This window comes from Kitasatospora sp. NPDC059577 (genome assembly GCF_042735475.1).
Taxonomy (GTDB): Bacteria; Actinomycetota; Actinomycetes; order Streptomycetales; family Streptomycetaceae; genus Kitasatospora.
This window is the reverse complement of the sequence record NZ_JBHWBZ010000008.1, coordinates 152,976-174,961: the sequence shown is the minus strand read 5'-3', so window position 1 is coordinate 174,961 and position 21,986 is coordinate 152,976. Positions and strand designations below refer to the sequence as shown.

General features: G+C 71.6%; 18 protein-coding genes. 7 read left to right on the top strand and 11 right to left on the bottom strand.

The genetic code is table 11. The annotated features are described in order from the left end of the window. The first annotated feature begins 275 nt into the window (after nucleotides 1–275). From tkt to pgl, 5 genes are all read left to right on the top strand, one after another. Nucleotides 276–2,375 (top strand): transketolase, encoded by a 2,100-nt coding sequence (gene tkt / locus ACFV0O_RS10500; RefSeq protein WP_380339075.1) that lies wholly within the window; start codon nucleotides 276–278, stop codon nucleotides 2,373–2,375. Between the two features lie 118 nt (nucleotides 2,376–2,493). Beyond that, nucleotides 2,494–3,636 carry a transaldolase gene (gene tal / locus ACFV0O_RS10495; protein WP_360255876.1) on the top strand — a complete coding sequence of 381 codons (1,143 nt, stop codon included), beginning with the start codon at nucleotides 2,494–2,496 and terminating at the stop codon, nucleotides 3,634–3,636. A 61-nt stretch (nucleotides 3,637–3,697) separates the two neighbouring features. Beyond that, nucleotides 3,698–5,254 carry a glucose-6-phosphate dehydrogenase gene (gene zwf / locus ACFV0O_RS10490; protein ID WP_360256020.1) on the top strand — a complete coding sequence of 519 codons (1,557 nt, stop codon included), beginning with the start codon at nucleotides 3,698–3,700 and terminating at the stop codon, nucleotides 5,252–5,254. Continuing rightward, nucleotides 5,251–6,339: a glucose-6-phosphate dehydrogenase assembly protein OpcA gene (gene opcA, locus ACFV0O_RS10485; RefSeq protein WP_380339071.1), complete on the top strand. Its 1,089-nt coding sequence runs from the start codon at nucleotides 5,251–5,253 to the stop codon at nucleotides 6,337–6,339. The genes zwf and opcA overlap by 4 nt, the downstream gene beginning before the upstream one ends. Next, entirely contained in the window at nucleotides 6,336–7,124 is a 789-nt protein-coding gene (pgl, locus tag ACFV0O_RS10480; protein WP_380339068.1) for a 6-phosphogluconolactonase, read from the top strand. Before opcA ends, pgl begins: the two co-directional genes overlap by 4 nt. Nucleotides 7,125–7,195: 71 nt before the next feature. Here pgl and ACFV0O_RS10475 read toward each other — a convergent pair whose 3' ends face one another. The 11 genes from ACFV0O_RS10475 to uvrA form a co-directional block, all read right to left on the bottom strand. Beyond that, nucleotides 7,196–7,483 carry an RNA polymerase-binding protein RbpA gene (locus tag ACFV0O_RS10475; protein WP_030238413.1) on the bottom strand — a complete coding sequence of 96 codons (288 nt, stop codon included), beginning with the start codon at nucleotides 7,481–7,483 and terminating at the stop codon, nucleotides 7,196–7,198. A gap of 205 nt (nucleotides 7,484–7,688) precedes the next feature. Beyond that, nucleotides 7,689–7,925 carry a preprotein translocase subunit SecG gene (gene secG / locus ACFV0O_RS10470; RefSeq protein ID WP_189916417.1) on the bottom strand — a complete coding sequence of 79 codons (237 nt, stop codon included), beginning with the start codon at nucleotides 7,923–7,925 and terminating at the stop codon, nucleotides 7,689–7,691. A gap of 87 nt (nucleotides 7,926–8,012) precedes the next feature. After that, the gene (gene tpiA / locus ACFV0O_RS10465; protein WP_360255882.1) at nucleotides 8,013–8,798 is read right to left on the bottom strand and encodes a triose-phosphate isomerase; all 786 of its coding nucleotides are present in this window, start codon (nucleotides 8,796–8,798) and stop codon (nucleotides 8,013–8,015) included. 5 nt (nucleotides 8,799–8,803) lie between these two features. Then, a complete protein-coding gene (locus ACFV0O_RS10460) occupies nucleotides 8,804–10,015 on the bottom strand; it encodes a phosphoglycerate kinase (protein WP_380339066.1) in 1,212 nt (403 codons plus the stop codon). A 152-nt stretch (nucleotides 10,016–10,167) separates the two neighbouring features. Then, a complete protein-coding gene (gap, locus tag ACFV0O_RS10455; RefSeq protein WP_360255886.1) occupies nucleotides 10,168–11,175 on the bottom strand; it encodes a type I glyceraldehyde-3-phosphate dehydrogenase in 1,008 nt (335 codons plus the stop codon). Nucleotides 11,176–11,476: 301 nt separating this feature from the next. Beyond that, nucleotides 11,477–12,457 carry a DNA-binding protein WhiA gene (gene whiA / locus ACFV0O_RS10450; RefSeq protein WP_030238424.1) on the bottom strand — a complete coding sequence of 327 codons (981 nt, stop codon included), beginning with the start codon at nucleotides 12,455–12,457 and terminating at the stop codon, nucleotides 11,477–11,479. Continuing rightward, nucleotides 12,448–13,545: a uridine diphosphate-N-acetylglucosamine-binding protein YvcK gene (gene yvcK / locus ACFV0O_RS10445; protein WP_380339063.1), complete on the bottom strand. Its 1,098-nt coding sequence runs from the start codon at nucleotides 13,543–13,545 to the stop codon at nucleotides 12,448–12,450. Before yvcK ends, whiA begins: the two co-directional genes overlap by 10 nt. A gap of 66 nt (nucleotides 13,546–13,611) precedes the next feature. Continuing rightward, nucleotides 13,612–14,496: an RNase adapter RapZ gene (rapZ, locus tag ACFV0O_RS10440; protein WP_363572339.1), complete on the bottom strand. Its 885-nt coding sequence runs from the start codon at nucleotides 14,494–14,496 to the stop codon at nucleotides 13,612–13,614. Between the two features lie 118 nt (nucleotides 14,497–14,614). After that, nucleotides 14,615–16,660 (bottom strand): excinuclease ABC subunit UvrC, encoded by a 2,046-nt coding sequence (gene uvrC / locus ACFV0O_RS10435; RefSeq protein WP_380339059.1) that lies wholly within the window; start codon nucleotides 16,658–16,660, stop codon nucleotides 14,615–14,617. A 63-nt stretch (nucleotides 16,661–16,723) separates the two neighbouring features. Then, nucleotides 16,724–17,167 carry a Rieske (2Fe-2S) protein gene (locus tag ACFV0O_RS10430; protein WP_380339057.1) on the bottom strand — a complete coding sequence of 148 codons (444 nt, stop codon included), beginning with the start codon at nucleotides 17,165–17,167 and terminating at the stop codon, nucleotides 16,724–16,726. A gap of 117 nt (nucleotides 17,168–17,284) precedes the next feature. Next, nucleotides 17,285–20,197 (bottom strand): excinuclease ABC subunit UvrA, encoded by a 2,913-nt coding sequence (gene uvrA, locus ACFV0O_RS10425; RefSeq protein ID WP_380339054.1) that lies wholly within the window; start codon nucleotides 20,195–20,197, stop codon nucleotides 17,285–17,287. A gap of 281 nt (nucleotides 20,198–20,478) precedes the next feature. Between uvrA and ACFV0O_RS10420 the strand changes: the two genes are divergently transcribed. Further along, on the top strand, nucleotides 20,479–21,210 hold the full coding sequence (locus tag ACFV0O_RS10420) for a maleylpyruvate isomerase family mycothiol-dependent enzyme (RefSeq protein WP_380339051.1): 732 nt from the start codon (nucleotides 20,479–20,481) through the stop codon (nucleotides 21,208–21,210). Between the two features lie 45 nt (nucleotides 21,211–21,255). Beyond that, entirely contained in the window at nucleotides 21,256–21,909 is a 654-nt protein-coding gene (locus tag ACFV0O_RS10415) for an MBL fold metallo-hydrolase (RefSeq protein ID WP_380339049.1), read from the top strand. Nucleotides 21,910–21,986 lie beyond the last annotated feature (77 nt).

Genomic DNA, 21,986 nt, shown 5'->3' with positions numbered 1-21,986 from the left:
CCCGCTAGCCCGTCCCGACCACCCCGGCGGCGGAGCGGCACGAAACAGGAGAGCCTGGGGCAAAACCAGTCAGACCGGCCTAGTGGGAATCACCATGCGGAAATCCCGGTTGTCTCAGCACGGAGGGTGAGCCCCGGCCCGGACGGTAGGCTCGCACGCAGAAGCGGGATCTACCCTCCGTGACCGGCACCACCCAGCGTCGGGACCACAGCGCCGTGGCCGACCCGGTCCCCATTCACGGGGTCACTCTTCAATGGAAGGAGCCCTGAGACAGGGTGAGCACTGCGCCGACGAACGCATTCGAGTGGACCGATCTGGACGAGCGCACGGTTGACACCGCGCGAGTCCTCGCGATGGACGCTGTCCAGAAGGTCGGCAACGGACACCCCGGGACGGCCATGTCGCTGGCCCCGGCCGCGTACCTGATCTTCCAGCGGTTCCTGCGCCACGACCCGACGGACCCGGCCTGGGCCGGCCGTGACCGCTTCGTCCTCTCCCCCGGGCACACCAGCCTGACCCTCTACACCCAGCTGTACCTGTCGGGCTACGGCCTGGAGCTGGACGACCTCAAGGCCTTCCGCGTCGCCGGCAGCCGCACCCCCGGCCACCCCGAGCACGGCCACACGGCCGGCGTGGAGACCACCACCGGTCCGCTCGGCCAGGGCATCGCCAACGCGGTCGGCATGGCGATGGCCGCCCGCTACGAGCGCGGCCTCTTCGACCCCGAGGCCCCGGCCGGCGAGTCCCCCTTCGACCACACGATCTGGGCCATCGTCTCCGACGGCGACCTGGAGGAGGGCATCTCCGCCGAGGCGTCCTCGCTGGCCGGCCACCAGCAGCTGGGCAACCTGGTCGCGCTCTACGACGACAACCACATCTCGATCGAGGGCGACACCGAGACGGCCTTCTCCGAGGACGTCCTCAAGCGCTACGAGGCGTACGGCTGGCACGTCCAGCGGGTCACCCCGAAGTCCAACGGCGACATCGACGTGGCCGCCCTCGCCGACGCGCTGGCCGCGGCCAAGGCCGAGACCTCCCGCCCGTCGATGATCGCGATGCGCACCATCATCGCCTGGCCGGCCCCGGACGCCCAGAACACCGCCAAGGCCCACGGCTCCGCGCTCGGCGGCGCCGAGATCGCCGCCACCAAGAAGGTCCTGGGCTTCGACCCGGAGAAGACCTTCGAGGTCAGCGACCAGGTCATCCAGCACGCCCGCCTGGTCATCAAGCGCGGCAAGGCCGACCGCGACCAGTGGCAGCAGACCTTCGAGGCCTGGCGCGCCGCCCACCCGCAGCGCGCCGCCGACTTCGACCGGATCACGGCCGGCGAGCTGCCCGAGGGCTGGAAGAAGTCCGTCCCCTCCTTCCCGGCCGGCAAGGACGTCGCCACCCGCAAGGCCTCCGGCGACACCCTCAAGGCGATCGGCGCGGTCATCCCGGAGCTGTGGGGCGGCTCGGCCGACCTCGCCGAGTCCAACCTGACCACCATCGACGAGGACAGCTCCTTCCTCCCCGAGGGCAACCCGCTGAAGTCTGCGAGCCCGTACGGCCGCACCATCCACTTCGGCATCCGCGAGCACGCCATGGGCTCGACCATGAACGGCATCGCCCTGCACGGCAGGACCCGCGTGTACGGCGGCACCTTCCTGGTCTTCGCCGACTACATGCGCCCGGCCGTCCGCCTGGCCGCGCTGATGAAGCTGCCGGTCACCTACGTGTGGACGCACGACTCGATCGGCCTGGGCGAGGACGGCCCGACCCACCAGCCGGTCGAGCACCTGGCCTCGCTGCGCGCCATCCCGGGCCTGGCCATGGTCCGCCCGGCCGACGCCAACGAGACCGCCGTCGCCTGGCGCACGATCGTCGAGCGCCACACCAGCCACCCCGGCCCGGTCGGCCTGGCCCTCACCCGCCAGGGCGTCCCGACCTTCGACCGCGAGGTCTTCGGCTCCGCCGAGGGCACCGCGAAGGGCGGTTACGTCCTGGCCGAGGCCTCCACCGGCGACCCGCAGGTGATCCTGCTCGGCACCGGCTCCGAGGTCCAGCTGGCCGTCAAGGCCCGCGAGGTCCTGGAGGCCGAGGGCATCGCGACCCGCGTGGTCTCGCTGCCGTCCTTCGAGTGGTTCCAGGAGCAGGACCAGGCCTACCGCGACAGCGTGCTGCCGCCGTCGGTCAAGGCCCGGGTGTCGGTCGAGGCCGGCATCGCCCAGGGCTGGCGCGAGCTGGTCGGCGACCACGGCCGGATCGTCTCGCTGGAGCACTTCGGCGCCTCCGCCGACTACAAGGTGCTCTTCGAGGAGTTCGGCATCACCGCCGAGCGCGTGGTGGCCGAGGCCCACAACGCCCTGCGCTCCCTCGAAGCCGTCAACCGCTAGCCGTCCGGGGCCGGGGCGCCCCCCCCCCCCCCCGGCGGGGCGCCCCCCCCCCCCCCCGGGGGCGCGCGCGGCCCCTCCGCCTACCCCACGAAGCAGAAGAACAAGGGACTGAAGCACCATGACTGACGCACTGAAGCGCCTCAGCGACGAAGGCGTTGCGATCTGGCTGGACGACCTCAGCCGCAAGCGGCTGAACTCCGGCAACCTGGCCGAACTGGTGCAGAACAAGCACGTGGTGGGTGTCACCACCAACCCGACCATCTTCCAGAAGGCCATCGCCGGCAGCGGCGACGACTCCTACGACAGCCAGCTGCGCGACCTGGCCGTCCGCAAGGTCACCACCGACGAGGCGATCCGCATGATCACCACCTCCGACGTGCGCGACGCGGCCGACGTGCTGCGCCCGGTCTACGACGCCTCCAACGGCCGCGACGGCCGGGTCTCCATCGAGGTCGACCCGCGCCTGGCGCACGAGACCGCCACCACGGTGGCCGAGGCCAAGCAGCTGTGGTGGCTGGTCGACCGCCCGAACGTCTTCATCAAGATCCCCGCCACCAAGGCCGGCCTGCCCGCGATCAGCGAGGTCATCGGCAAGGGCATCAGCGTCAACGTCACGCTGATCTTCTCGCTGGAGCGCTACAAGGCCGTCATCGACGCCTACCTGACCGGTCTGGAGACCGCCAAGGCCAAGGGCCTGGACCTCTCCCAGATCGAGTCGGTCGCCTCCTTCTTCGTCTCCCGCGTGGACACCGAGATCGACAAGCGCCTGGACAAGGTCGGCGGCGACGCCAGGAACCTGCGGTCCAAGGCCGCCCTGGCCAACGCCCGCCTCGCCTACCAGGCGTACGAGGAGGTCTTCGGCAGCGTCGACGGCAAGACCGCCGGCAACGCCCGCTGGACCGCCCTGGAGGCCGCCGGCGCCAAGCCGCAGCGTCCGCTGTGGGCCTCCACCGGCGTCAAGGACCCGGCCCTGCCGGACACCCTGTACGTCACCGAGCTGGTCGCCCCCGGCACGGTCAACACCATGCCCGAGGCCACCCTGGACGCCACCGGCGACCACGGCGTGGTCACCGGCAACACCATCGTCCCCAACTACGCCGACGCCAAGGCCGTGCTCGACGCGATCGCCGCCGCCGGCGTCGACTACGACGACGTGGTCCAGGTGCTGGAGGACGAGGGCGTCGAGAAGTTCGAGCAGTCCTGGAACGAGCTGCTCGACACCGTCACCGCCTCGCTCGCCTCCTTCGCCGACGAGAAGTGACCCCCGCTCACAGCCAGCGCACGAAAGCGGAGCCCATCAAGTGAGCACTGATTTCCCAGAGTTGACTTCGGAATCGGACGCGGACGACCTCCCGCCCGCCCCCGTCAACCCGCTTCGTGACCCCTCCGACCGACGGCTCCCGCGCATCGCGGGGCCGTCCGGTCTGGTCATCTTCGGGGTCACCGGCGACCTGTCCCGCAAGAAGCTGATGCCGGCCATCTACGACCTGGCCAACCGCGGTCTGCTTCCGCCGGGCTTCTCCCTCGTCGGCTTCGCCCGCCGCGAGTGGGACGACGAGGACTTCGCCAAGGAGGTCCACGACGCCGTCCGGGACCACGCCCGCACCCCGTTCCGGGAGGAGGTCTGGCAGCAGCTCGCCAAGGGCATGCGCTTCGTCCACGGCACCTTCGACGACGACGACGCCTTCGACAAGCTGCGCGAGACCATCGTGGAGCTGGACAAGGCCCAGGGCACCGGCGGCAACTTCGCCTTCTACCTGTCCGTCCCGCCGAAGTTCTTCCCGACCGTCGTCCAGCAGCTCAAGAAGCACGGGCTGGCCGACCCGCCGCAAGGCTCCTGGCGCCGCGCCGTCATCGAGAAGCCCTTCGGCCACGACCTGGAGAGCGCCCAGGAGCTCAACAAGGTCGTCCACGAGGTCTTCCCCCGGGACGAGGTCTTCCGGATCGACCACTACCTGGGCAAGGAGACGGTCCAGAACATCCTGGCGCTGCGCTTCGCCAACCAGATGTTCGAGCCGATCTGGAACCGGTCGTACGTCGACCACGTGCAGATCACCATGGCCGAGGACATCGGCATCGGCGGCCGGGCCGGCTACTACGACGGGATCGGCTCCGCCCGCGACGTCATCCAGAACCACCTGCTCCAGCTGATGGCGCTCACCGCCATCGAGGAGCCGGCCTCCTTCCACCCGAAGGCGCTGGTCGCCGAGAAGCTCAAGGTGCTCAGCGCCGTGAAGCTCCCGGCCGACCTCGGCCGGCACACCGTGCGCGGCCAGTACGCCTCCGGCTGGCAGGGCGGCGAGGAGGTCCCCGGGTACCTGGACGAGGACGGGATCAACCCCGACTCCAAGACCGACACCTACGCGGCCATCAAGCTGGAGATCAACAACCGCCGCTGGGCGGGCGTCCCGTTCTACCTGCGGACCGGCAAGCGCCTGGGCCGCCGGGTGACCGAGATCGCGGTCGTCTTCCAGCGCGCCCCGTACCTGCCCTTCGACTCCTACGCGACCGAGGAGCTGGGGCAGAACGCCCTGGTCATCCGGGTCCAGCCGGACGAGGGCGTGACGGTGCGGTTCGGCTCCAAGGTGCCGGGCACCTCCTTCGAGGTCCGGGACGTCACGATGGACTTCGCCTACGGCGAGTCCTTCACGGAGTCCAGCCCGGAGGCGTACGAGCGGCTCATCCTCGACGTGCTGCTCGGCGACGCCAACCTGTTCCCGCGCCACCAGGAGGTCGAGCTCTCCTGGCAGATCCTCGACCCGATCGAGAAGTACTGGGACACCCACGGCAAGCCCGCCCAGTACGCGGCGGGGACCTGGGGTCCCGTCGAGGCGGACGAGATGCTTGCACGAGACGGCAGGAGCTGGCGCCGGCCATGAAGATCGACCTCACCAACACGACGTCCAGCAAGATCAACGCCGCGCTCATGGAGGCGCGCCGGGCCAGCGGCTCCACCGCCGCCGGCATGGTGCTCACCCTGGTGATCGTGACCGACGAGGGCAGCGCCTACGACGCCCTCAAGGCCGCCAACGACGCCTCCCGCGAGCACCCGATGCGCACCCTCGCGGTGATCAAGCGCGCCGGGCGCTCGCCCCGGGCCCGCGCCGAGACCCGGCTGGACGCCGAGATCCTGGTCGGCTCGGACGCCGGCTCCGGCGAGACCGTCGTCCTGCGCATGCACGGCGAACTCGCCGCGCACGCCCAGTCGGTCGTCCTGCCGCTGCTGCTGCCGGACGCCCCGGTCGTGGTCTGGTGGCCGGACAACGCGCCGCTCCACCCGGCGCAGGACCCGCTGGGCTCGCTCGCCCAGCGCCGGATCACCGACGCCGTCACCGCCGAGTCCCCGGTCGGCCAGCTCGCCCAGCGGGCCCAGAGCTACACCCCGGGCGACACCGACCTGGCCTGGACCCGGATCACCGGCTGGCGCTCGATGCTGGCGGCCGCGCTGGACCAGCGGCCGTCCCAGATAGTCTCCGCCGTGGTCGAGGGCGAGTCCTACAACCCCAGCGTCGAGCTGCTCGGCCTGTGGCTGACCAACCGGCTGCACGTGCCGGTCGAGCGGGTCGTCACCGGCGGCCCCGGCATCACCGCGGTGCACCTGCGCACCAAGGAGGGGGAGATCACCCTGGACCGCCCGGACGGTCTGATGGGCACGCTCTCCATGCCCGGTTCGCCGGACCGCCAGGTTGCGCTCAAGCGGCGCGAGACCTCGGAGCTGATCTCCGAGGAACTGCGCCGCCTGGACCCGGACGACATCTACGCGACGGCCGTGCGCACGCCCGTCGACCGCCTGCACGAACCGGCCAACGCCGAGACGGCGGCGGCCGAGCGGGTCGCCCGGGAGGCCTCCGAGGCGGTCGCCGCGGTGACCGCCCCCGACGCGGAGACGGTCACCGCCGACGGGTCGGAGAAGAAGGCCGCGAAGAAGGCCGCCGGCAAGCGCGGGACCAAGGAAGGCGCATGACCAACGCGACCCCGCAGCTGGTCGTCCACCGGGACAAGGAGCTGATGGCCCAGGCGGCCGCGGCCCGGCTGATCACCCGGATCGTGGACGCCCAGGCCGCCCGCGGCACCGCCTCGGTGGTGCTCACCGGCGGCCGCAACGGCAACGCCCTGCTGGCCGCGATCGCCGCCTCCCCGGCGCGCGACGCGGTCGACTGGGGCCGGCTGGACCTCTGGTGGGGCGACGAGCGCTTCGTGTCCGCCGCCGACCCGGACCGCAACGCCGTCCAGGCCCGCGCGGAGCTGCTGGACGCCGTCCCGCTCGACCCGGCGCGGGTGCACGAGATGCCCGCCTCGGACGGGGTGGACGGCTCGGACGTGGAGGCCGCCGCGGCCCGCTACGCGGAGGAGCTGAGGAAGGCGGCCGGGCCGGGCGACCGGCTCGGCGTCCCCGCGTTCGACGTGCTGCTGCTCGGCGTCGGCCCGGACACCCACGTCGCCTCGCTGTTCCCCGAGCACCCGGGCGTTCGGGAGCGGGAGCTGACCGTGATCGGCGTGCGCGGGGCCCCCAAGCCCCCGCCGACCCGGGTCTCGCTCACCCTCCCGGCCATCCGGGCCGCCCGTGAGGTCTGGCTGCTGGCCGCCGGCGAGGACAAGGCGGGCGCGGTCGCGCTGGCCCTGTCCGGCCCCGGCGAGATCCAGGCGCCCGCCTCCGGCGCGTACGGTCGCAGCCGCACGCTGATGCTGCTGGACCGTGCCGCCGCGGAGCGGATCCCGCCGCAGCTCTACCCGCCGGCCTCGGCCTAGGGGTTCCCGGGCAACGCCGAAGGGCGCCATCGTCACTCGACGGTGGCGCCCTTCTCGGTTGTCCGGTCGACTCAGATCTCGCCGCGCAGCTTCGCCAGCGCCTCGGCCAGGATCGCCTCGCCGTCGGCGTCGGTGCGCCGCTCACGGACGTAGGCGAGGTGGGTCTTGTACGGCTCGTTGCGCGAGGGCGCCGGCGGGTTGTGCTGGTCCTGCCCCGCCGGGAAGCCGCAGCGCGGGCAGTCCCAGGTGTCCGGGATCGCCGCTTCGGCGGCGAAGCTGGGCCGGGTCTCGTGCTTGTTGGCGCACCAGAAGGAGATCCGGTTGCGCGGGGCGGACTCGCCGCGCTCCGCCTCGCCCATCGGGCCGGCCCCAACCCTGCTGCCACGAATGGCATTGCCACTTGCCACGGTCTGACTCCCTGCGTACTGGTGCGCCGACCCGCCGCGGTGCGCGTCGGTGGCGAAAGTCGTCCTAGTGTAAGCAGGAGTTAAGCCTCCGCCACCACCGCCTCCGCACCCGACCGTCCCAGGATAGGCGCTCGGGCGACGGGGCGTCAGGCTTGTGTCAGCTCTTGTACTTCAGCAGCAGGCTGAGCACGATGATGCTGGCGAACCAGCCCAGGCCGACCACGATGGTGATGCGGTCCAGGTTGCGCTCGGCCACCGCCGAGCCGCCGCCGGTGGACATCGCGCCACCACCGAACATGTCCGACAGGCCGCCGCCCTTCCCCTTGTGCAGCAGCACCAGGAGGATCATCAGCAGACTGAAGATGATCAGGGCAATCGAGAACCCGAGAACCACGACGGGACCAACTCTCTCGTATCTTCGGCGAAGGGGCCGGGCCGCGTACGGCGGTCCGGCCCCAAAGCCTACGTTGCTGCGGCGGCGTTAGCCTACTGCCTGCTCACGGTAGCGCACGATCTTGACGAACTCGTCGGCGTCCAGCGAGGCACCGCCGATCAGGCCACCGTCGATGTCGGGCTTGGCCATCAGGCCGGCCGCGCTCGACGACTTCACCGAACCGCCGTACAGCACGCGGACCTTGCCGGCCAGCTCGGCGTCGTACAGCTCGGCGATCCGCTTGCGGATGGCGGCGCAGACCTCCTGCGCGTCCTCCGGGGTGGCCACCTCGCCGGTGCCGATCGCCCAGACCGGCTCGTAGGCGACCACGATCGACTCGGCCTGGTCGGCCGGGACGTCCGCGAGGGCGCCGTCCAGCTGGGCCAGGGTGTGCTCGACGTGGGTGCCCGCCTTGCGGACGTCCAGCGGCTCGCCGATGCACAGGATCGGGGTGATCCCGGCGCGGTAGGCGGCCTTCACCTTGGCGTTGACGATCTCCTCGTTCTCGCCGTGGTACTGCCGGCGCTCCGAGTGGCCGATCACCGCGTAGGTGCACTGGAGCTTGGCCAGCATCGGGCCGGAGACCTCGCCCGTGTAGGCCCCGCCGTCGTGCTGCGAGATGTCCTGCGAGCCGTACTTGATCTTCAGCTTGTCGCCGAAGACCAGGGTCTGCACCGAACGCAGGTCGGTGAACGGCACCAGGACGGCGACCTCGACGGCCTCGTAGTCCTTGTCGGCCAGCGCGAACGCCAGCTTCTGGGTGTGCTGGATGGCCTCAAGGTGGTTGAGGTTCATCTTCCAGTTGCCCGCCATGAGCGGGAGACGGTCGGTCATGTTCTTCAGTCCTCCAGAGCGGCGAGACCGGGAAGGGTCTTGCCCTCCAGGTACTCGAGGCTCGCGCCGCCGCCGGTCGAGATGTGTCCGAAGGCGTTCTCGTCGAAGCCCAGGATGCGGACGGCCGCGGCGGAGTCGCCGCCGCCGACCACGGTGAACGCGTCGCTGTCCAGCAGGCCCTGCGCGACGGCCTTGGTGCCGTTCGCGTAGTCCGGGTGCTCGAAAACGCCCATCGGGCCGTTCCAGAACACCGTGCCGGCGTCGGCCAGCTTGGCCGCGTACAGCTCGCGGGTCTTCGGGCCGATGTCCAGGCCCTCCTTGTCGGCCGGGATCGCGTCCGCGGCGACGAGGTCCGGGTTCGCCGGGGTCTTCCCCTTGAGGTCCGGGAACTCGGCGGAGACCAGGACGTCGACCGGCAGGACGAACTCGACGCCCCGCTTCTCGGCCTCGGCCAGGTACTCCAGGCAGACCGGGATCTGGTCGGCCTGCAGCAGCGAGATGCCGACCTCGTGGCCCTTGGCCTTGAGGAAGGTGTACGCCATGCCGCCGCCGATCAGGATCCGGTCGGCCTTCTTCAGCAGGTTGTCGATCACGCCGAGCTTGTCGGACACCTTGGCGCCGCCGAGCACCACGACGTAGGGGCGCCGCACCTCGTCGGTCAGCTTCTTCAGCACGCCGACCTCGGTGGCGATCAGGTCGCCCGCGGCGTGCGGCAGGAGCCCCGGCAGGTCGAACACCGAGGCGTGCTTGCGGTGCACGGCGCCGAAGCCGTCACCGACGTACAGGTCGGCCAGCGCGGCGAGCTGCTCGGCGAAGGCGCGGCGCTCGGCGTCGTCCTTGCTGGTCTCACCGGCGTTGAAGCGCAGGTTCTCCAGCAGCGCGACCTCGCCGTCGCCCAGCGCGGCGACGGTCGCCACGGCGCTGTCGCCGACGGTGTCGGTGGCGAAGGCGACGTCCTTGCCGAGGATCTCGCCGAGCCGCTTGGCCGCCGGCGCGAGGGAGAACTGCGGGTCCGGCGCGCCCTTGGGGCGGCCGAGGTGCGAGGCGACGACGACCTTCGCGCCGGCCTCCGCCAGCTTGGCGATGGTCGGGGCGACGGCGCGGATCCGGCCGTCGTCGGTGATCGTCTCGCCGTCCAGCGGCACGTTCAGGTCGGCGCGCACGAACACGCGCTTGCCTGCGACACCGGCTTCGATGAGCTCTTCGATGGTCTTCACGGGGATTCGGTTACTCCTGGGGAGATGGTCGATGCGCAGAGGCGGCACGGCGCAGGGGCCGCCTGAGAAGTCCTTGAGCGCGGAGCGAGGGCCCGGTCGGCATGGTGCGCCGTCCGGGCCCTCGCCCCTACATCACGTCAGCTCCCACCGCGTCAGAGCTGCCCACCGACGAGGGTGACCAGGTCGACGACGCGGTTCGAGTAGCCCCACTCGTTGTCGTACCAGCCGAGCACCTTGACCTGGTTGCCCTGGACCATGGTGAGCTGGCTGTCGAAGATGCACGAGGCCGGGTCGTTGACGATGTCCGAGGAGACGATCGGGTCCTCGGTGTAGGCCAGGATGCCCTTGAGCGGGCCCTCCTGCGCGGCCTTCTGGAAGGCCGCGTTGACCTCGTCCTTGGTGACCTCGCGCTCCAGCGTGACGACCAGGTCCGTGATGGAACCGGTCGGGACCGGGACGCGCAGCGAGGTGCCGTCCAGCTTGCCCTTCAGCTCCGGCAGGACCAGGGCGGTCGCCTTGGCGGCACCGGTCGAGGTCGGGATGATGTTCTGCGAGGCCGCACGAGCACGGCGCAGGTCCTTGTGCGGGAAGTCCAGGGTCACCTGGTCGTTGGTGAACGCGTGGACGGTGGTCATCAGACCCTTGACGATGCCGAAGCTCTCGTTCAGCACCTTCGCCATCGGCGCCACGCAGTTGGTGGTGCAGGAGGCGTTGGAGATGACGTGGTGGTTGGCGGCGTCGTACTTCTCGTCGTTGACACCCAGGACGATGGTGACGTCCTCGTCGGTGGCGGGGGCCGAGATGATGACCTTCTTGGCACCGGCGGTGAGGTGCTTCTTCGCAGCCTCCGCCTTGGTGAAGATGCCGGTGGACTCGACGACGATGTCGGCGCCCAGGGCGGCCCACGGGAGGTTGGCCGGGTCACGCTCGGCGGTCACCTTGAAGGTGTGGCCGTCGACGGTGATGCTGTCCTCGGTGTGCGAGACCTCGGCCTGGAGGGTACCCAGGGTGGTGTCGTACTTGAGCAGGTGAGCCAGGGTCTTCGTGTCGGTGAGGTCGTTGACACCGACGATCTCGATGTCCGCGCCCTGGGCCTTGACCGCGCGGAAGAAGTTGCGGCCGATGCGGCCGAAGCCGTTGATGCCTACCCGGATCGTCACGAACCGATCTCCTCGTTAGGTACGCCGGGCCGGAGCCCGACGGGGGTGAGATTTGGGAAGTCCCCGACCGCCTATGACCCTACCCCTCCCGGGCCTGGGAGGGCACATCGCGCCGCCTGCTGAGACTGGGCGTGGCGTGCCCCAAACCCGATTTCAGGCCGTCCGCCCTTGGTCCGTCGGGCAGTTGGTCACGGGCCAGTGGTCTCTACCAATTCGGGTGCGCCGGGGACGTCCGGAAACGGCGACGGCCGGCGCCCGGGGAGCCGGGCGCCGGCCGTGTCTCGATCACGGACGGTGAGCGTCAGTTCATCGCCATCTCGTCGGTCAGGCTGGCCTCGGTGCTCGGCAGGCCGAGCTCGGAGGCGCGCTTGTCGGCCATCGCCAGCAGGCGGCGGATCCGGCCGGCCACCGCGTCCTTGGTCAGCGGCGGGTCGGCGAGCGCGCCCAACTCCTCCAGCGAGGCCTGCTTGTGCTGCATCCGCAGCTGGCCGGCCGCGGCCAGGTGCTCGGGCACCTCCTCGCCGAGGATCTCCAGCGCGCGCTGCACCCGGGCGCCGGCCGCCACCGCGGCGCGGGCCGAGCGGCGCAGGTTGGCGTCGTCGAAGTTGGCGAGCCGGTTCGCGGTGGCCCGCACCTCGCGCCGCATCCGGCGCTCCTCCCAGGCGAGCACCGACTCGTGGGCGCCGAGGCGGGTCAGCAGCGCGCCGATGGCGTCACCGTCGCGGATGACCACCCGGTCCACGCCGCGCACCTCGCGGGCCTTGGCCGGGATGCCGAGTCGGCGGGCCGCGCCGACCAGCGCCAGCGCCGCCTCGGAACCGGGGCACGTGATCTCCAGCGAGGAGGAGCGGCCCGGCTCGGTCAGCGAGCCGTGCGCGAGGAACGCGCCGCGCCAGGCCGCCTCGGCGTCGCAGGTGGCGCCGGAGACGACCGCCGGGGGCAGGCCGCGGATCGGGCGCCCGCGGCCGTCGACCAGACCGGTCTGGCGCGCGAGCAGCTCGCCGTCCTTGACCACGCGGACCACGAAGCGGCTGCCGCGGCGCAGCCCGCCGGGGGCCATCACCACGAGGTCGGAGGAGTGCCCGAAGATCTCCAGGAGGTCCTTGCGCAGCCGCCGTGCCGCCGCCCCGGTGTCCAGCTCCGCCTCGATCACGATGCGGCCGCTCACGATGTGCAGTCCGCCCGCGAACCGCAGGATCGCCGACACCTCCGCCTTGCGGCAGCAGGCCCGGGTGACCGGGAGCCGGCTGATCTCGTCCTTCACCGCTGGAGTCATCGCCATGGCCCGATCCTTCCATGTGTCCGGAAAATCCGGTCGTACGCTGCTGCCAACAGCTCGGGGTCGTGTCGCGGCGTGCCGTCGGTGCGGGCCACCGAGCCGAGCACCAGGGCGGCGCCCATCCGCTCCGCGGCCTTCTCCAGACCGGCGAGGTCCGCCTGGCCGAAGGCGCCGCCGGTGACGGCGCGCTCGTCCACCAGGATCGCATCCACCGCGAGCTCCGGGGCGTGGTCGGCGATGACCTCCAGGTGACGCTGCGGGGTGAAGCCCTCGGTCTCGCCGGGCTGGGGAGCCAGGTTCAGGGTGAGCAGACGGCGGGCGCGGGTCTCGGTGAGCGCCTTGGCCAGCTCGGGCACCAGCAGGTGCGGCAGCACGCTGGTGAACCAGGAGCCGGGGCCGAGCACCACCCAGTCCGCCTCCCGGACGGCGGTCACCGCCTCCGGGACGGCCGGCGGCCCGTCCGGCAGCAGCCGGATCGACTGCACGGTGCCGGGGGTCACCGCGACGTTCGCCTGGCCGCGGACCGCCGACACCTCGCCGGGCAGGTCCGGGTCGTGACCGCGGACGGTCGCCTCGATGTCCAGCGGCACCGCCGACATCGGCAGTACCCGGCCCTGGACGTTGAGCAGCCGGCCGACCCAGTCCAGTGCCTCCACCGGGTCGCCCAGCTTCTCCCAGAGCGCGACGATCAGCAGGTTGCCGACGGCGTGGCCGCCGAGTTCCCCGTTGCCGGTGAAGCGCTGCTGGATCACCTCGGACCAGGTGCGGCCCCAGTCGTCGTCCCCGCACAGCGCGGCCAGCGCCTTGCGCAGGTCGCCCGGCGGCAGCACGCCCAGCTCGGTCCGCAGCCGCCCGCTGGAGCCGCCGTCGTCGGCGACGGTGACCACGGCGGTCAGGTCGCTGGTGAGGCGGCGCAGCGCGGACAGCGAGGCGGACAGCCCCTGCCCGCCCCCCAGCGCGGTGATCCGGGGGGCCGGGTTCGTCCGGGCGGGACTGCTGCGCGGACGGCTCGGCGCCGGGGGCCGGGCCGGGCTTCCCACCCGGTCACCGGTCCTGCTCTGCGGCTGTCGCCCGGGCACATATCCCGCCACACATCACCTCGCGTTCCTCGGCCCCGCCACCGGCTCTGCCGGCGGGCCCGGCAGGGAAGGCGGCGGTTACTCCCGTCCCATGTCACGGTGGACGAGCACCGTCTCGACTCCGTCGGCGATGAGACGCTTGGTCAGACGCTCGGACATGGCGACGCTTCGGTGCTTGCCACCGGTGCAGCCTACGGCAAGCGTCATGTAGCGCTTCCCCTCGCGCCGGTACCCCTCGGTCACGATGCGCAGCAGCTCGGTGTAACCGTCCAGGAACTCGTTGGCCCCGGGCTGCTGGAACACGTAGTCGGCGACGTCCGCGTCGGTGCCGGTGCGGGCGCGCAGCTCGGGCACCCAGTGCGGGTTCGGCAGGAAGCGGCAGTCCACCACGAGGTCGGCGTCGACCGGCAGGCCGTACTTGAAGCCGAAGGACATCACCGTGGCGCGCAGCTCGGGTTCGTCGTGGTCGGCGAACTGGGCGTCCAGCTTGGCGCGCAGCTGGTGCACGTTGAGGTTGGAGGTGTCGATCACCAGGTCGGCCTCGCCGCGCAGGTCGCGCAGCAGGTCGCGCTCCTGGGCGATGCCGTCCACGATCCGGCCGTCGGCCTGCAGCGGGTGCGGGCGGCGGACGCTCTCGAAGCGGCGCACCAGCGCCTCGTCGGAGGAGTCCAGGAAGACGACCCGGAGCCGGACTCCGCGCTTCTCCAGCTCGTCCAGCGAGGTGAGCAGGTCGTCGAAGAACTGGCGGCCCCGGACGTCGACGACCACGCCGATCCGGGCGACGTTGCCCTGGGACCGGGCGCCCAGGTCGACCATGGTCGGGATCAGGGCCGGCGGCAGGTTGTCCACCACGAACCAGCCGAGGTCCTCCAGGCACTTGGCGGCGGTGGAGCGGCCGGCTCCGGACATGCCGGAGATGATCACCAGCTCCGGCGCGTTCTCGGCCACGTCTGACACGGTCACTTCGGTTCCCCGCTCTCGGTCTTCCTACTGGGGAGAACGCGCACGGCGCGGCCGCCCTTCCCCGGCCCGGGCAGGCGGGCGGGGCCGGGGCACACCGGCTGACGGGCGGCGTCGGCCGTCATGGCGTCTCCTGGGATGGTGCGGTCTGGGGTGCTGCTGCCACCGGCTCGGCGGCCTGTTCGGCCCCGTCCTCGATGATCTCGCCGGTCGCGGTGTTGACCGCGGGTGCGGCGGGTGTACGGGACGACAACGCCGCCGCAACAGTCTCCGCGGTGCGGCGTCCGATGCCGGGTACCGCGCAGAGCTCGTCCACGGTGGCGGCCCGGAGCTTCTTCAGCGAGCCGAAGTGCTTGAGCAGCGCCTGGCGGCGAGTCTCGCCGAGGCCCGGGACGGAGTCCAGTTCCCCGGCGGTGAGTCGCTTGGAACGCTTGCTGCGCTGGTAGCCGATCGCGAAGCGGTGGGCCTCGTCGCGCACCCGCTGGAGCAGGTAGAGGCCCTCGCTGGAGCGGGGCAGCACCACCGGGTCGTCCTCGCCCGGCAGCCAGACCTCCTCCAGCCGCTTGGCCAGGCCGCACAGCGCGACGTCGTCGATGCCGAGTTCGTCCAGGGCGCGCTTGGCGGCGGCGACCTGCGGCTGGCCGCCGTCGACCACCAGGAGCTGCGGCGGGTAGGCGAACCGCTTGGGGCGACCCTCCTCGTCCCGCGCCGCGCCGCCGGGCCCGGCCGTGTCCGGGTCCTCCGCCTCCGGGACGGCCCACTCGCCGGTCTGCTCGCGCTCCCGGAGGTAGCGGCGGAAGCGGCGGCCGATCACCTCGTGCATCGAGCGGACGTCGTCCTGGCCCTCGAAACCCTTGATCTGGAAGCGCCGGTACTCGCTCTTGCGGGCCAGGCCGTCCTCGAAGACGACCATGGAGGCGACCACGTCCTCGCCCTGCAGGTGGGAGATGTCGTAGCACTCGATGCGCAGCGGGACGGAGTCCAGCTCCAGCGCGTCGGCGATCTCCTGCAGGGCGCGGCTGCGGGTGGTGAGGTCGGAGGCGCGCTTGGTCTTGTGCAGTGCGAGCGCCTGCTGGGCGTTGCGCTGCACCGTGGCCATCAGGTCCTTCTTGTCGCCGCGCTGCGGGATCCGCAGGTCGACCTGGCTGCCGCGCAGGCCGGCCAGCCACTCCCGCACCGGCTCGACCGGTTCGGGCAGCGCCGGGACCAGCACCTCGCGCGGGACGGACTCGCCGCCGCCGTAGAGCTGCTGCAGGGCGTGCTCGACCAGGCCGGCGGTGTCGACGTCCTCGACCTTGTCGGTGACCCAGCCGCGCTGGCCGCGCACCCGGCCGCCGCGGACGTGGAAGATCTGCACGGCGGCTTCGAGTTCGTCCTCGGCGACGGCCAGCAGGTCGGCGTCGGTGGCGTCGGCGAGCACGATCGCGTTCTTCTCCATCGCGCGCTTGAGGGCGCCGATGTCGTCGCGCAGCCGGGCCGCCTTCTCGTACTCCAGGTCGGCCGCGGCCTCCTGCATCTCCTCTTCCAGCCGGCGCAGGTAGTTGCCGGTGCGCCCGGCCATGAAGTCGCAGAAGTCCTCGGCCAGTGCCCGGTGTTCGACCGCCGACACCTTGCCGACGCAGGGCGCGGCGCACTTGCCGATGTAGCCGAGCAGGCAGGGCCGGCCGACCTGCCGGGCGCGCTTGAACACCCCGTTGGAGCAGGTGCGGACGGGGAAGACGCGCAGCATCAGGTCGACCGTCTCGCGGATCGCCCAGGCGTGCCCGTACGGGCCGAAGTAGCGCACGCCCTTCTTGTGCGCCCCGCGCATCACCTGGACCCGCGGGAACTCCTCGTCGAGGGTGACGGCGAGTTCCGGATAGCTCTTGTCGTCGCGGTACTTGACGTTGAACCGCGGGTCGAACTCCTTGATCCAGGAGTACTCCAGCTGGAGCGCCTCGACCTCGGTACCCACCACGGTCCACTCCACCGAGGCGGCGGTGGTGACCATGGTCGCGGTGCGCGGGTGCAGGCCCGCCAGGTCCTGGAAGTAGGACGACAGGCGCGGCCGCAGGCTCTTGGCCTTGCCGACGTAGATGACCCGGCCGTGGGCGTCGCGGAACTTGTAGACGCCCGGGGAGGCCGGGATCGCGCCGGGCGCCGGGCGGTAGGTGCTCGGGTCAGCCATGGGTCCACCGTACCGAGTGGGGACGGGGCTGCGGGAGGATGATCGACTGGGAGGTCAACTGCTTCAGCTCGGGGTCACCTTGAGGTTCCCGCCCTCGACCGTGACGGTGTAGGCGGGCAGCGGGGAGGGGGCCGGGCCGTCCTGCACGGCGCCGTCGGCGATGCCGAACCGGCTGCCGTGGCAGGGGCACTGGATCTGCTGGTTCTTCACCTGGTCCACGATGCAGCCGGCGTGGGTGCACTTGGCGCTGAACGCCTTGTACTGGCCCGCGGCCGGCTGGGTCACCACGATCTTCTGCTCGCGGAACACCGTGCCGCCGCCCTCGGGCACGGCCGAGGCCGGGCCGAGGTCCACCGGGCCCTTGGGGGTGCTGCCGGCGCCCGAGGAGGAGGTGGAGGAGCCGCAGCCGGAGACCGCCACGGTGCCACCGGCCGCCAGGACGGCCGCCGCGCCGCAGAGCAGGGTGCGGCGGGAGGCGGTGGGGCTGCTCTCGGGGGCCTCGGACATCGGTGCGCTCCTACGGTTGCTGCTGCTGCGAGGGACCACGGAAGTCTATGCCGCGCGCGCCCCGCCGCCCCCTGGGCTCCCGGACGGCGGGAGCTGCGGGGGGGGCGGGGCGGCCGGTCACTTCTTTGCGGCGGCGCGCTTGCGCGGTGCCGCCTTCTTCGCCACCGCGGCCACCGGGGCGTCCGCGAAGCCGTCCGGCAGGATGTCCCGCAGGAACTTGCCGGTGTGGCTCTCCGGGACGGCGGCGATCTGCTCGGGGGTGCCCTCGGCGACCACCGTGCCGCCGCCGGAGCCGCCCTCGGGGCCCATGTCGACGACCCAGTCGGCGGTCTTGATCACATCGAGGTTGTGCTCGATGACGATCACCGTGTTGCCCTTGTCCACCAGCCCGCTGAGCACCTTGATCAGCTTGCTGATGTCCTCGAAGTGGAGGCCGGTGGTCGGCTCGTCCAGGACGTAGACCGTCCGCCCGGTGGAGCGCTTCTGCAGCTCCGAGGCGAGCTTGACGCGCTGCGCCTCGCCACCGGAGAGCGTCGGCGCGGACTGGCCGAGCCGGACGTAGCCGAGGCCGACGTCGTTGAGCGTCCTGAGGTGCCGGGCGATCGCCGGGACGGCCTCGAAGAAGTCCAGCGCCTCCTCGATCGGCATGTCCAGCACCTCGGCGATGGACTTGCCCTTGTAGTGCACCTCCAGCGTCTCCCGGTTGTACCGGGCGCCGTGGCAGACCTCGCACGGCACGTAGACGTCCGGCAGGAAGTTCATCTCGATCTTGATGGTGCCGTCGCCGGAGCAGTTCTCGCAGCGGCCGCCCTTGACGTTGAACGAGAACCGGCCGGGCAGGTAGCCGCGGACCTTGGCCTCCTGCGTCTCGGCGAAGAGCCGGCGGACGTGGTCGAACACCCCGGTGTAGGTGGCCGGGTTGGAGCGCGGCGTGCGGCCGATCGGCGACTGGTCGACGTGCACCACCTTGTCCACCTGGTCGGTGCCGGTGATCCGGGTGTGCCGGCCGGGCACGCTGCGGGCGCCGTTCAGCTCCCGCGCGAGGTGGGTGTAGAGGATGTCGTTGACCAGCGTCGACTTGCCGGAGCCGGAGACGCCGGTGATCGCGGTGAAGGTGCCGAGCGGGAAGCCGACCGTGACGTCCTTGAGGTTGTGCTCGCGGGCGCCGTGGACCGTCAGCTGGCGCTTCTTGTCCCGCTCGCGGCGGGTGGCCGGGATCGGGATGGACCGCTTGCCGGAGAGGTACTGGCCGGTCAGCGACTCCTTGTTGGCGAGCAGCTGCTTCAGCGAACCGGAGTGCACCACCTTGCCGCCGTGCTCGCCGGCGCCCGGGCCGATGTCGACCACCCAGTCCGCGGTCTTGATGGTGTCCTCGTCGTGCTCGACCACGATCAGGGTGTTGCCGATGTCGCGCAGCCGCACCAGCGTCTCGATCAGCCGGTGGTTGTCCCGCTGGTGCAGGCCGATGGACGGCTCGTCCAGCACGTAGAGCACGCCGACCAGGCCGGAGCCGATCTGGGTGGCCAGCCGGATGCGCTGGGCCTCGCCGCCGGACAGGGTGCCGGCCGCCCGGTCGAGCGAGAGGTAGTCCAGGCCGACGTCGACCAGGAAGCGCAGCCGCTCGTTGACCTCCTTGAGGACCCGCTCGGCGATCTGCTTGTCCCGGGCGTTGAGCTTCATCGCGCCGAGGAACTCGGAGCAGTCGCTGATCGACATCGAGGAGACGTCGGCGATCGACTTGTCCTGGACGGTGACCGCGAGCACCACCGGCTTGAGCCGGGTGCCCTGGCACGTCGGGCAGGGCACCTCGCGCATGTAGCCCTCGAAGCGCTCGCGGCTGCTGTCGCTCTCCGCCTCGGTGTGCCGGCGCTGGATGAACGGGACGGCGCCCTCGAAGCCCGTGCTGTAGGAGCGCTCGCGACCGAAGCGGTTGCGGTAGCGGACCTCCACCTGGTGCTTGTGCCCGTACATCAGCGCCTTCTTGGCGCGGGCGGGCAGCCCGGCCCAGGGGATGTCGGTGCGGAAGCCCAGCTCCCCGGCGAGCGCGTCGATCAGGCGCTGGAAGTACTCCTTGGCGTGCCCGGCCGACCACGGGTGGATCGCGCCCTCGTCCAGCGAGCGCTCGACGTCCGGCACGACCAGCTCCGGGTCGACCTCCATCCGGTTGCCCAGGCCCGAGCAGTCCGGGCAGGCGCCGAACGGCGAGTTGAAGGAGAAGGAGCGCGGCTCCAGCTCCTCGAACGACACGTCGTCGTACGGGCAGTAGAGGTGCTCGGAGTACATCCGCTCGCGCTCCGCGTCCCCCTCGGGGAGGTCCACGAAGTCGAGCACGACCATGCCGCTGGACAGCCGCAGGGCCGTCTCCACCGAATCGGTGAGGCGCCGCTTGGCGCTCTCCTTGACGGTCAGGCGGTCGATGACCACCTCGACGGTGTGCTTCTCCTGCTTCTTGAGCTTCGGCGGCTCGGCGAGCTGGATCGTCTCGCCGTCCACCCGGGCCCGGGAGTAGCCCTTGGACTGCAGGTCGGCGAAGAGGTCGACGAACTCGCCCTTGCGCTCGCGCACCACCGGGCTGAGCACCTGGAACCGGGTGCCCTCAGCGAGTTCGAGCACCTTGTCCACGACCGCCTGCGGCGACTGCTTGGCGATCGGGCGGCCGCAGTGCGGACAGTGGGGCTTGCCGATCCGGGCGAACAGCAGGCGCAGGTAGTCGTAGACCTCGGTGATGGTGCCGACGGTCGAACGGGGGTTGCGGTTGGTGGACTTCTGGTCGATCGAGACGGCCGGGGAGAGGCCCTCGATGAAGTCCACGTCGGGCTTGTCCATCTGCCCGAGGAACTGACGGGCGTAGGAGGACAGCGACTCGACGTAGCGGCGCTGGCCCTCGGCGAAGATCGTGTCGAAGGCGAGCGAGGACTTGCCGGAGCCGGAGAGGCCCGTGAAGACGATGAGGGAGTCGCGGGGCAGGTCGAGCGAGACGTTCTTGAGGTTGTGCTCGCGAGCACCGCGGACGATGAGGCGGTCGGCCACTGCTTCTGGCGCCTTTCTCCGGGGCGAGAGGGCTTGCGGTGAGATTCGGTACTTCTTCCAGGATGCGGCAGCCAGCCTATAGCTCAGACGTTCGAATCTCGACTCTGTCCAGTGGAGACCACCCGAACGAGTGAGGCCCGGAGCGGGACGGTCCGCACCCGCACCGTGCGGGTACCGAAAAACCCGCTGCTCAGGGCCCGGATCCGGCGGTAGCGTCGGCCTGGTCAACGAGCGAAGCCCCGCGCGGGCAACGCGCCGTCTCCCGACAGAAGGCAGATTCGATGACCGACCCGCAGTCCGCCGCCTCCGCCGCCGCCTGGCTCGGCCAGGTCGAGGAGAGCACCCAGCGCCTGCTGCAGACCGCCGCCGCGCTGAAGCCGGACGCAGTCGGCGAGCCCTCCGCGCTCCCCGGCTGGACCCGCGGCCACGTGCTGGCCCACCTCGCCCGCAACGCCGACTCCCTGGTCAACCTGCTGAACGGCGCCCGCACCGGCACCGACATCCCGCAGTACGCCGGCCACGAGGCCCGCGACGCGGACATCGAACGCGACGCCCCCCGCCCGCTCGACGTCCACCTCGCCGACCTGCGCGCCTCGCACGCCCGCTTCGCCGAGGCCGCCGCGCTGATGACGCCCGAGGCCTGGGAGGCGTCGGTCAGGCACCGCTTCGGCTACGTCTTCCCGGCCTCCGACATTCCGCACAAGCGCCTGCTGGAGGTCGAGTACCACCACGTCGACCTGGACGCCGGCCACACCCCCGCGCACTGGCCGCGGTCCTTCGCCACCGCCCAGTTCCGCAAGCTCGCCGCGGGCCTGGCCGGCGCCGACCTGCCTGCCGTCGAACTCGTCGCCGAGGACACCGGGGACCGCGCCGTGATCGGCACCGGCGAGCCCGCCCTGGCGGTCCGGGGCCCCGTCCGAGCGCTCACCGCCTGGCTCTCGGGCCGCTCCGCCGGCACCGACCTGCGCCGCACCCCCGACACCGCCCTCCCCCCGCTTCCCCCGATGGGCTGAGGGCGGGACGATGATCCCAGGAGCCACTGGAGAGGGAGCGAACGGATGACGTACCACGGAGCGGTCAAGGTCGGCGGACCGCCGGACGTGCGCGAGCTGGCCCACCTGATCATCACCAAGGTGGCCGTCGGCCCGTACGACAACAACGCCTACCTGCTGCGCTGCCGGGCCACCGACGAGCAGCTGCTGATCGACGCGGCCGCCGACGCCCCGGTGCTGCTGGAGACCGTCGGGGACGACCTCGAAACCGTGGTCACCACCCACCGGCACCACGACCACTGGGGCGCGCTGGCCGAGGTGGTCGCCACCACCGGCGCCCGCACGGCCGCCGGCGAGCACGACGCCGAGGGCATCGACGTGCCCACCGAACTGCTGCTCGCCGACGGCGCCACGCTGCGCGTCGGCGACGTCGAACTCACCGTCCGCCACCTGGTCGGGCACACCCCGGGCGCGATCGTGCTGATCTACGACGACCCGCAGGGCCACCCGCACGTCTTCACCGGGGACTGCCTGTTCCCCGGCGGAGTCGGCAACACCTGGGGCGACCCGGAGGCCTTCACGAGCCTCTTCCGGGACGTCAACGAGAAGATCTTCGACGCCCTCCCGGACGAGGCCTGGATCTACCCCGGCCACGGCAACGACACCACCGTCGGCGCCGAGCGCCCGCACCTCGACGAGTGGCGCGAGCGCGGCTGGTAGTCCGCGCCCCCCGGGCGCACGGAAGGGGGGGGCGGGGGGCCGGCGGCCGGGGGGGGGGCGCGCGGGGGGCGGGGGGC

What these genes read in the sequence shown, in the direction of transcription:
- opcA (WP_380339071.1), top strand. Translation starts at nt 5,251, where the DNA reads ATGAAGATCGACCTCACCAACACGACGTCCAGCAAGATCAACGCCGCG.
- pgl (WP_380339068.1), top strand. Translation starts at nt 6,336, where the DNA reads ATGACCAACGCGACCCCGCAGCTGGTCGTCCACCGGGACAAGGAGCTG.
- tpiA (WP_360255882.1), bottom strand. Translation starts at nt 8,798, where the DNA reads ATGACCGACCGTCTCCCGCTCATGGCGGGCAACTGGAAGATGAACCTC.
- uvrC (WP_380339059.1), bottom strand. Translation starts at nt 16,660, where the DNA reads ATGGCTGACCCGAGCACCTACCGCCCGGCGCCCGGCGCGATCCCGGCC.
- tal (WP_360255876.1), top strand. Translation starts at nt 2,494, where the DNA reads ATGACTGACGCACTGAAGCGCCTCAGCGACGAAGGCGTTGCGATCTGG.
- ACFV0O_RS10415 (WP_380339049.1), top strand. Translation starts at nt 21,256, where the DNA reads ATGACGTACCACGGAGCGGTCAAGGTCGGCGGACCGCCGGACGTGCGC.
- whiA (WP_030238424.1), bottom strand. Translation starts at nt 12,457, where the DNA reads ATGGCGATGACTCCAGCGGTGAAGGACGAGATCAGCCGGCTCCCGGTC.
- ACFV0O_RS10420 (WP_380339051.1), top strand. Translation starts at nt 20,479, where the DNA reads ATGACCGACCCGCAGTCCGCCGCCTCCGCCGCCGCCTGGCTCGGCCAG.
- ACFV0O_RS10430 (WP_380339057.1), bottom strand. Translation starts at nt 17,167, where the DNA reads ATGTCCGAGGCCCCCGAGAGCAGCCCCACCGCCTCCCGCCGCACCCTG.
- ACFV0O_RS10475 (WP_030238413.1), bottom strand. Translation starts at nt 7,483, where the DNA reads ATGGGCGAGGCGGAGCGCGGCGAGTCCGCCCCGCGCAACCGGATCTCC.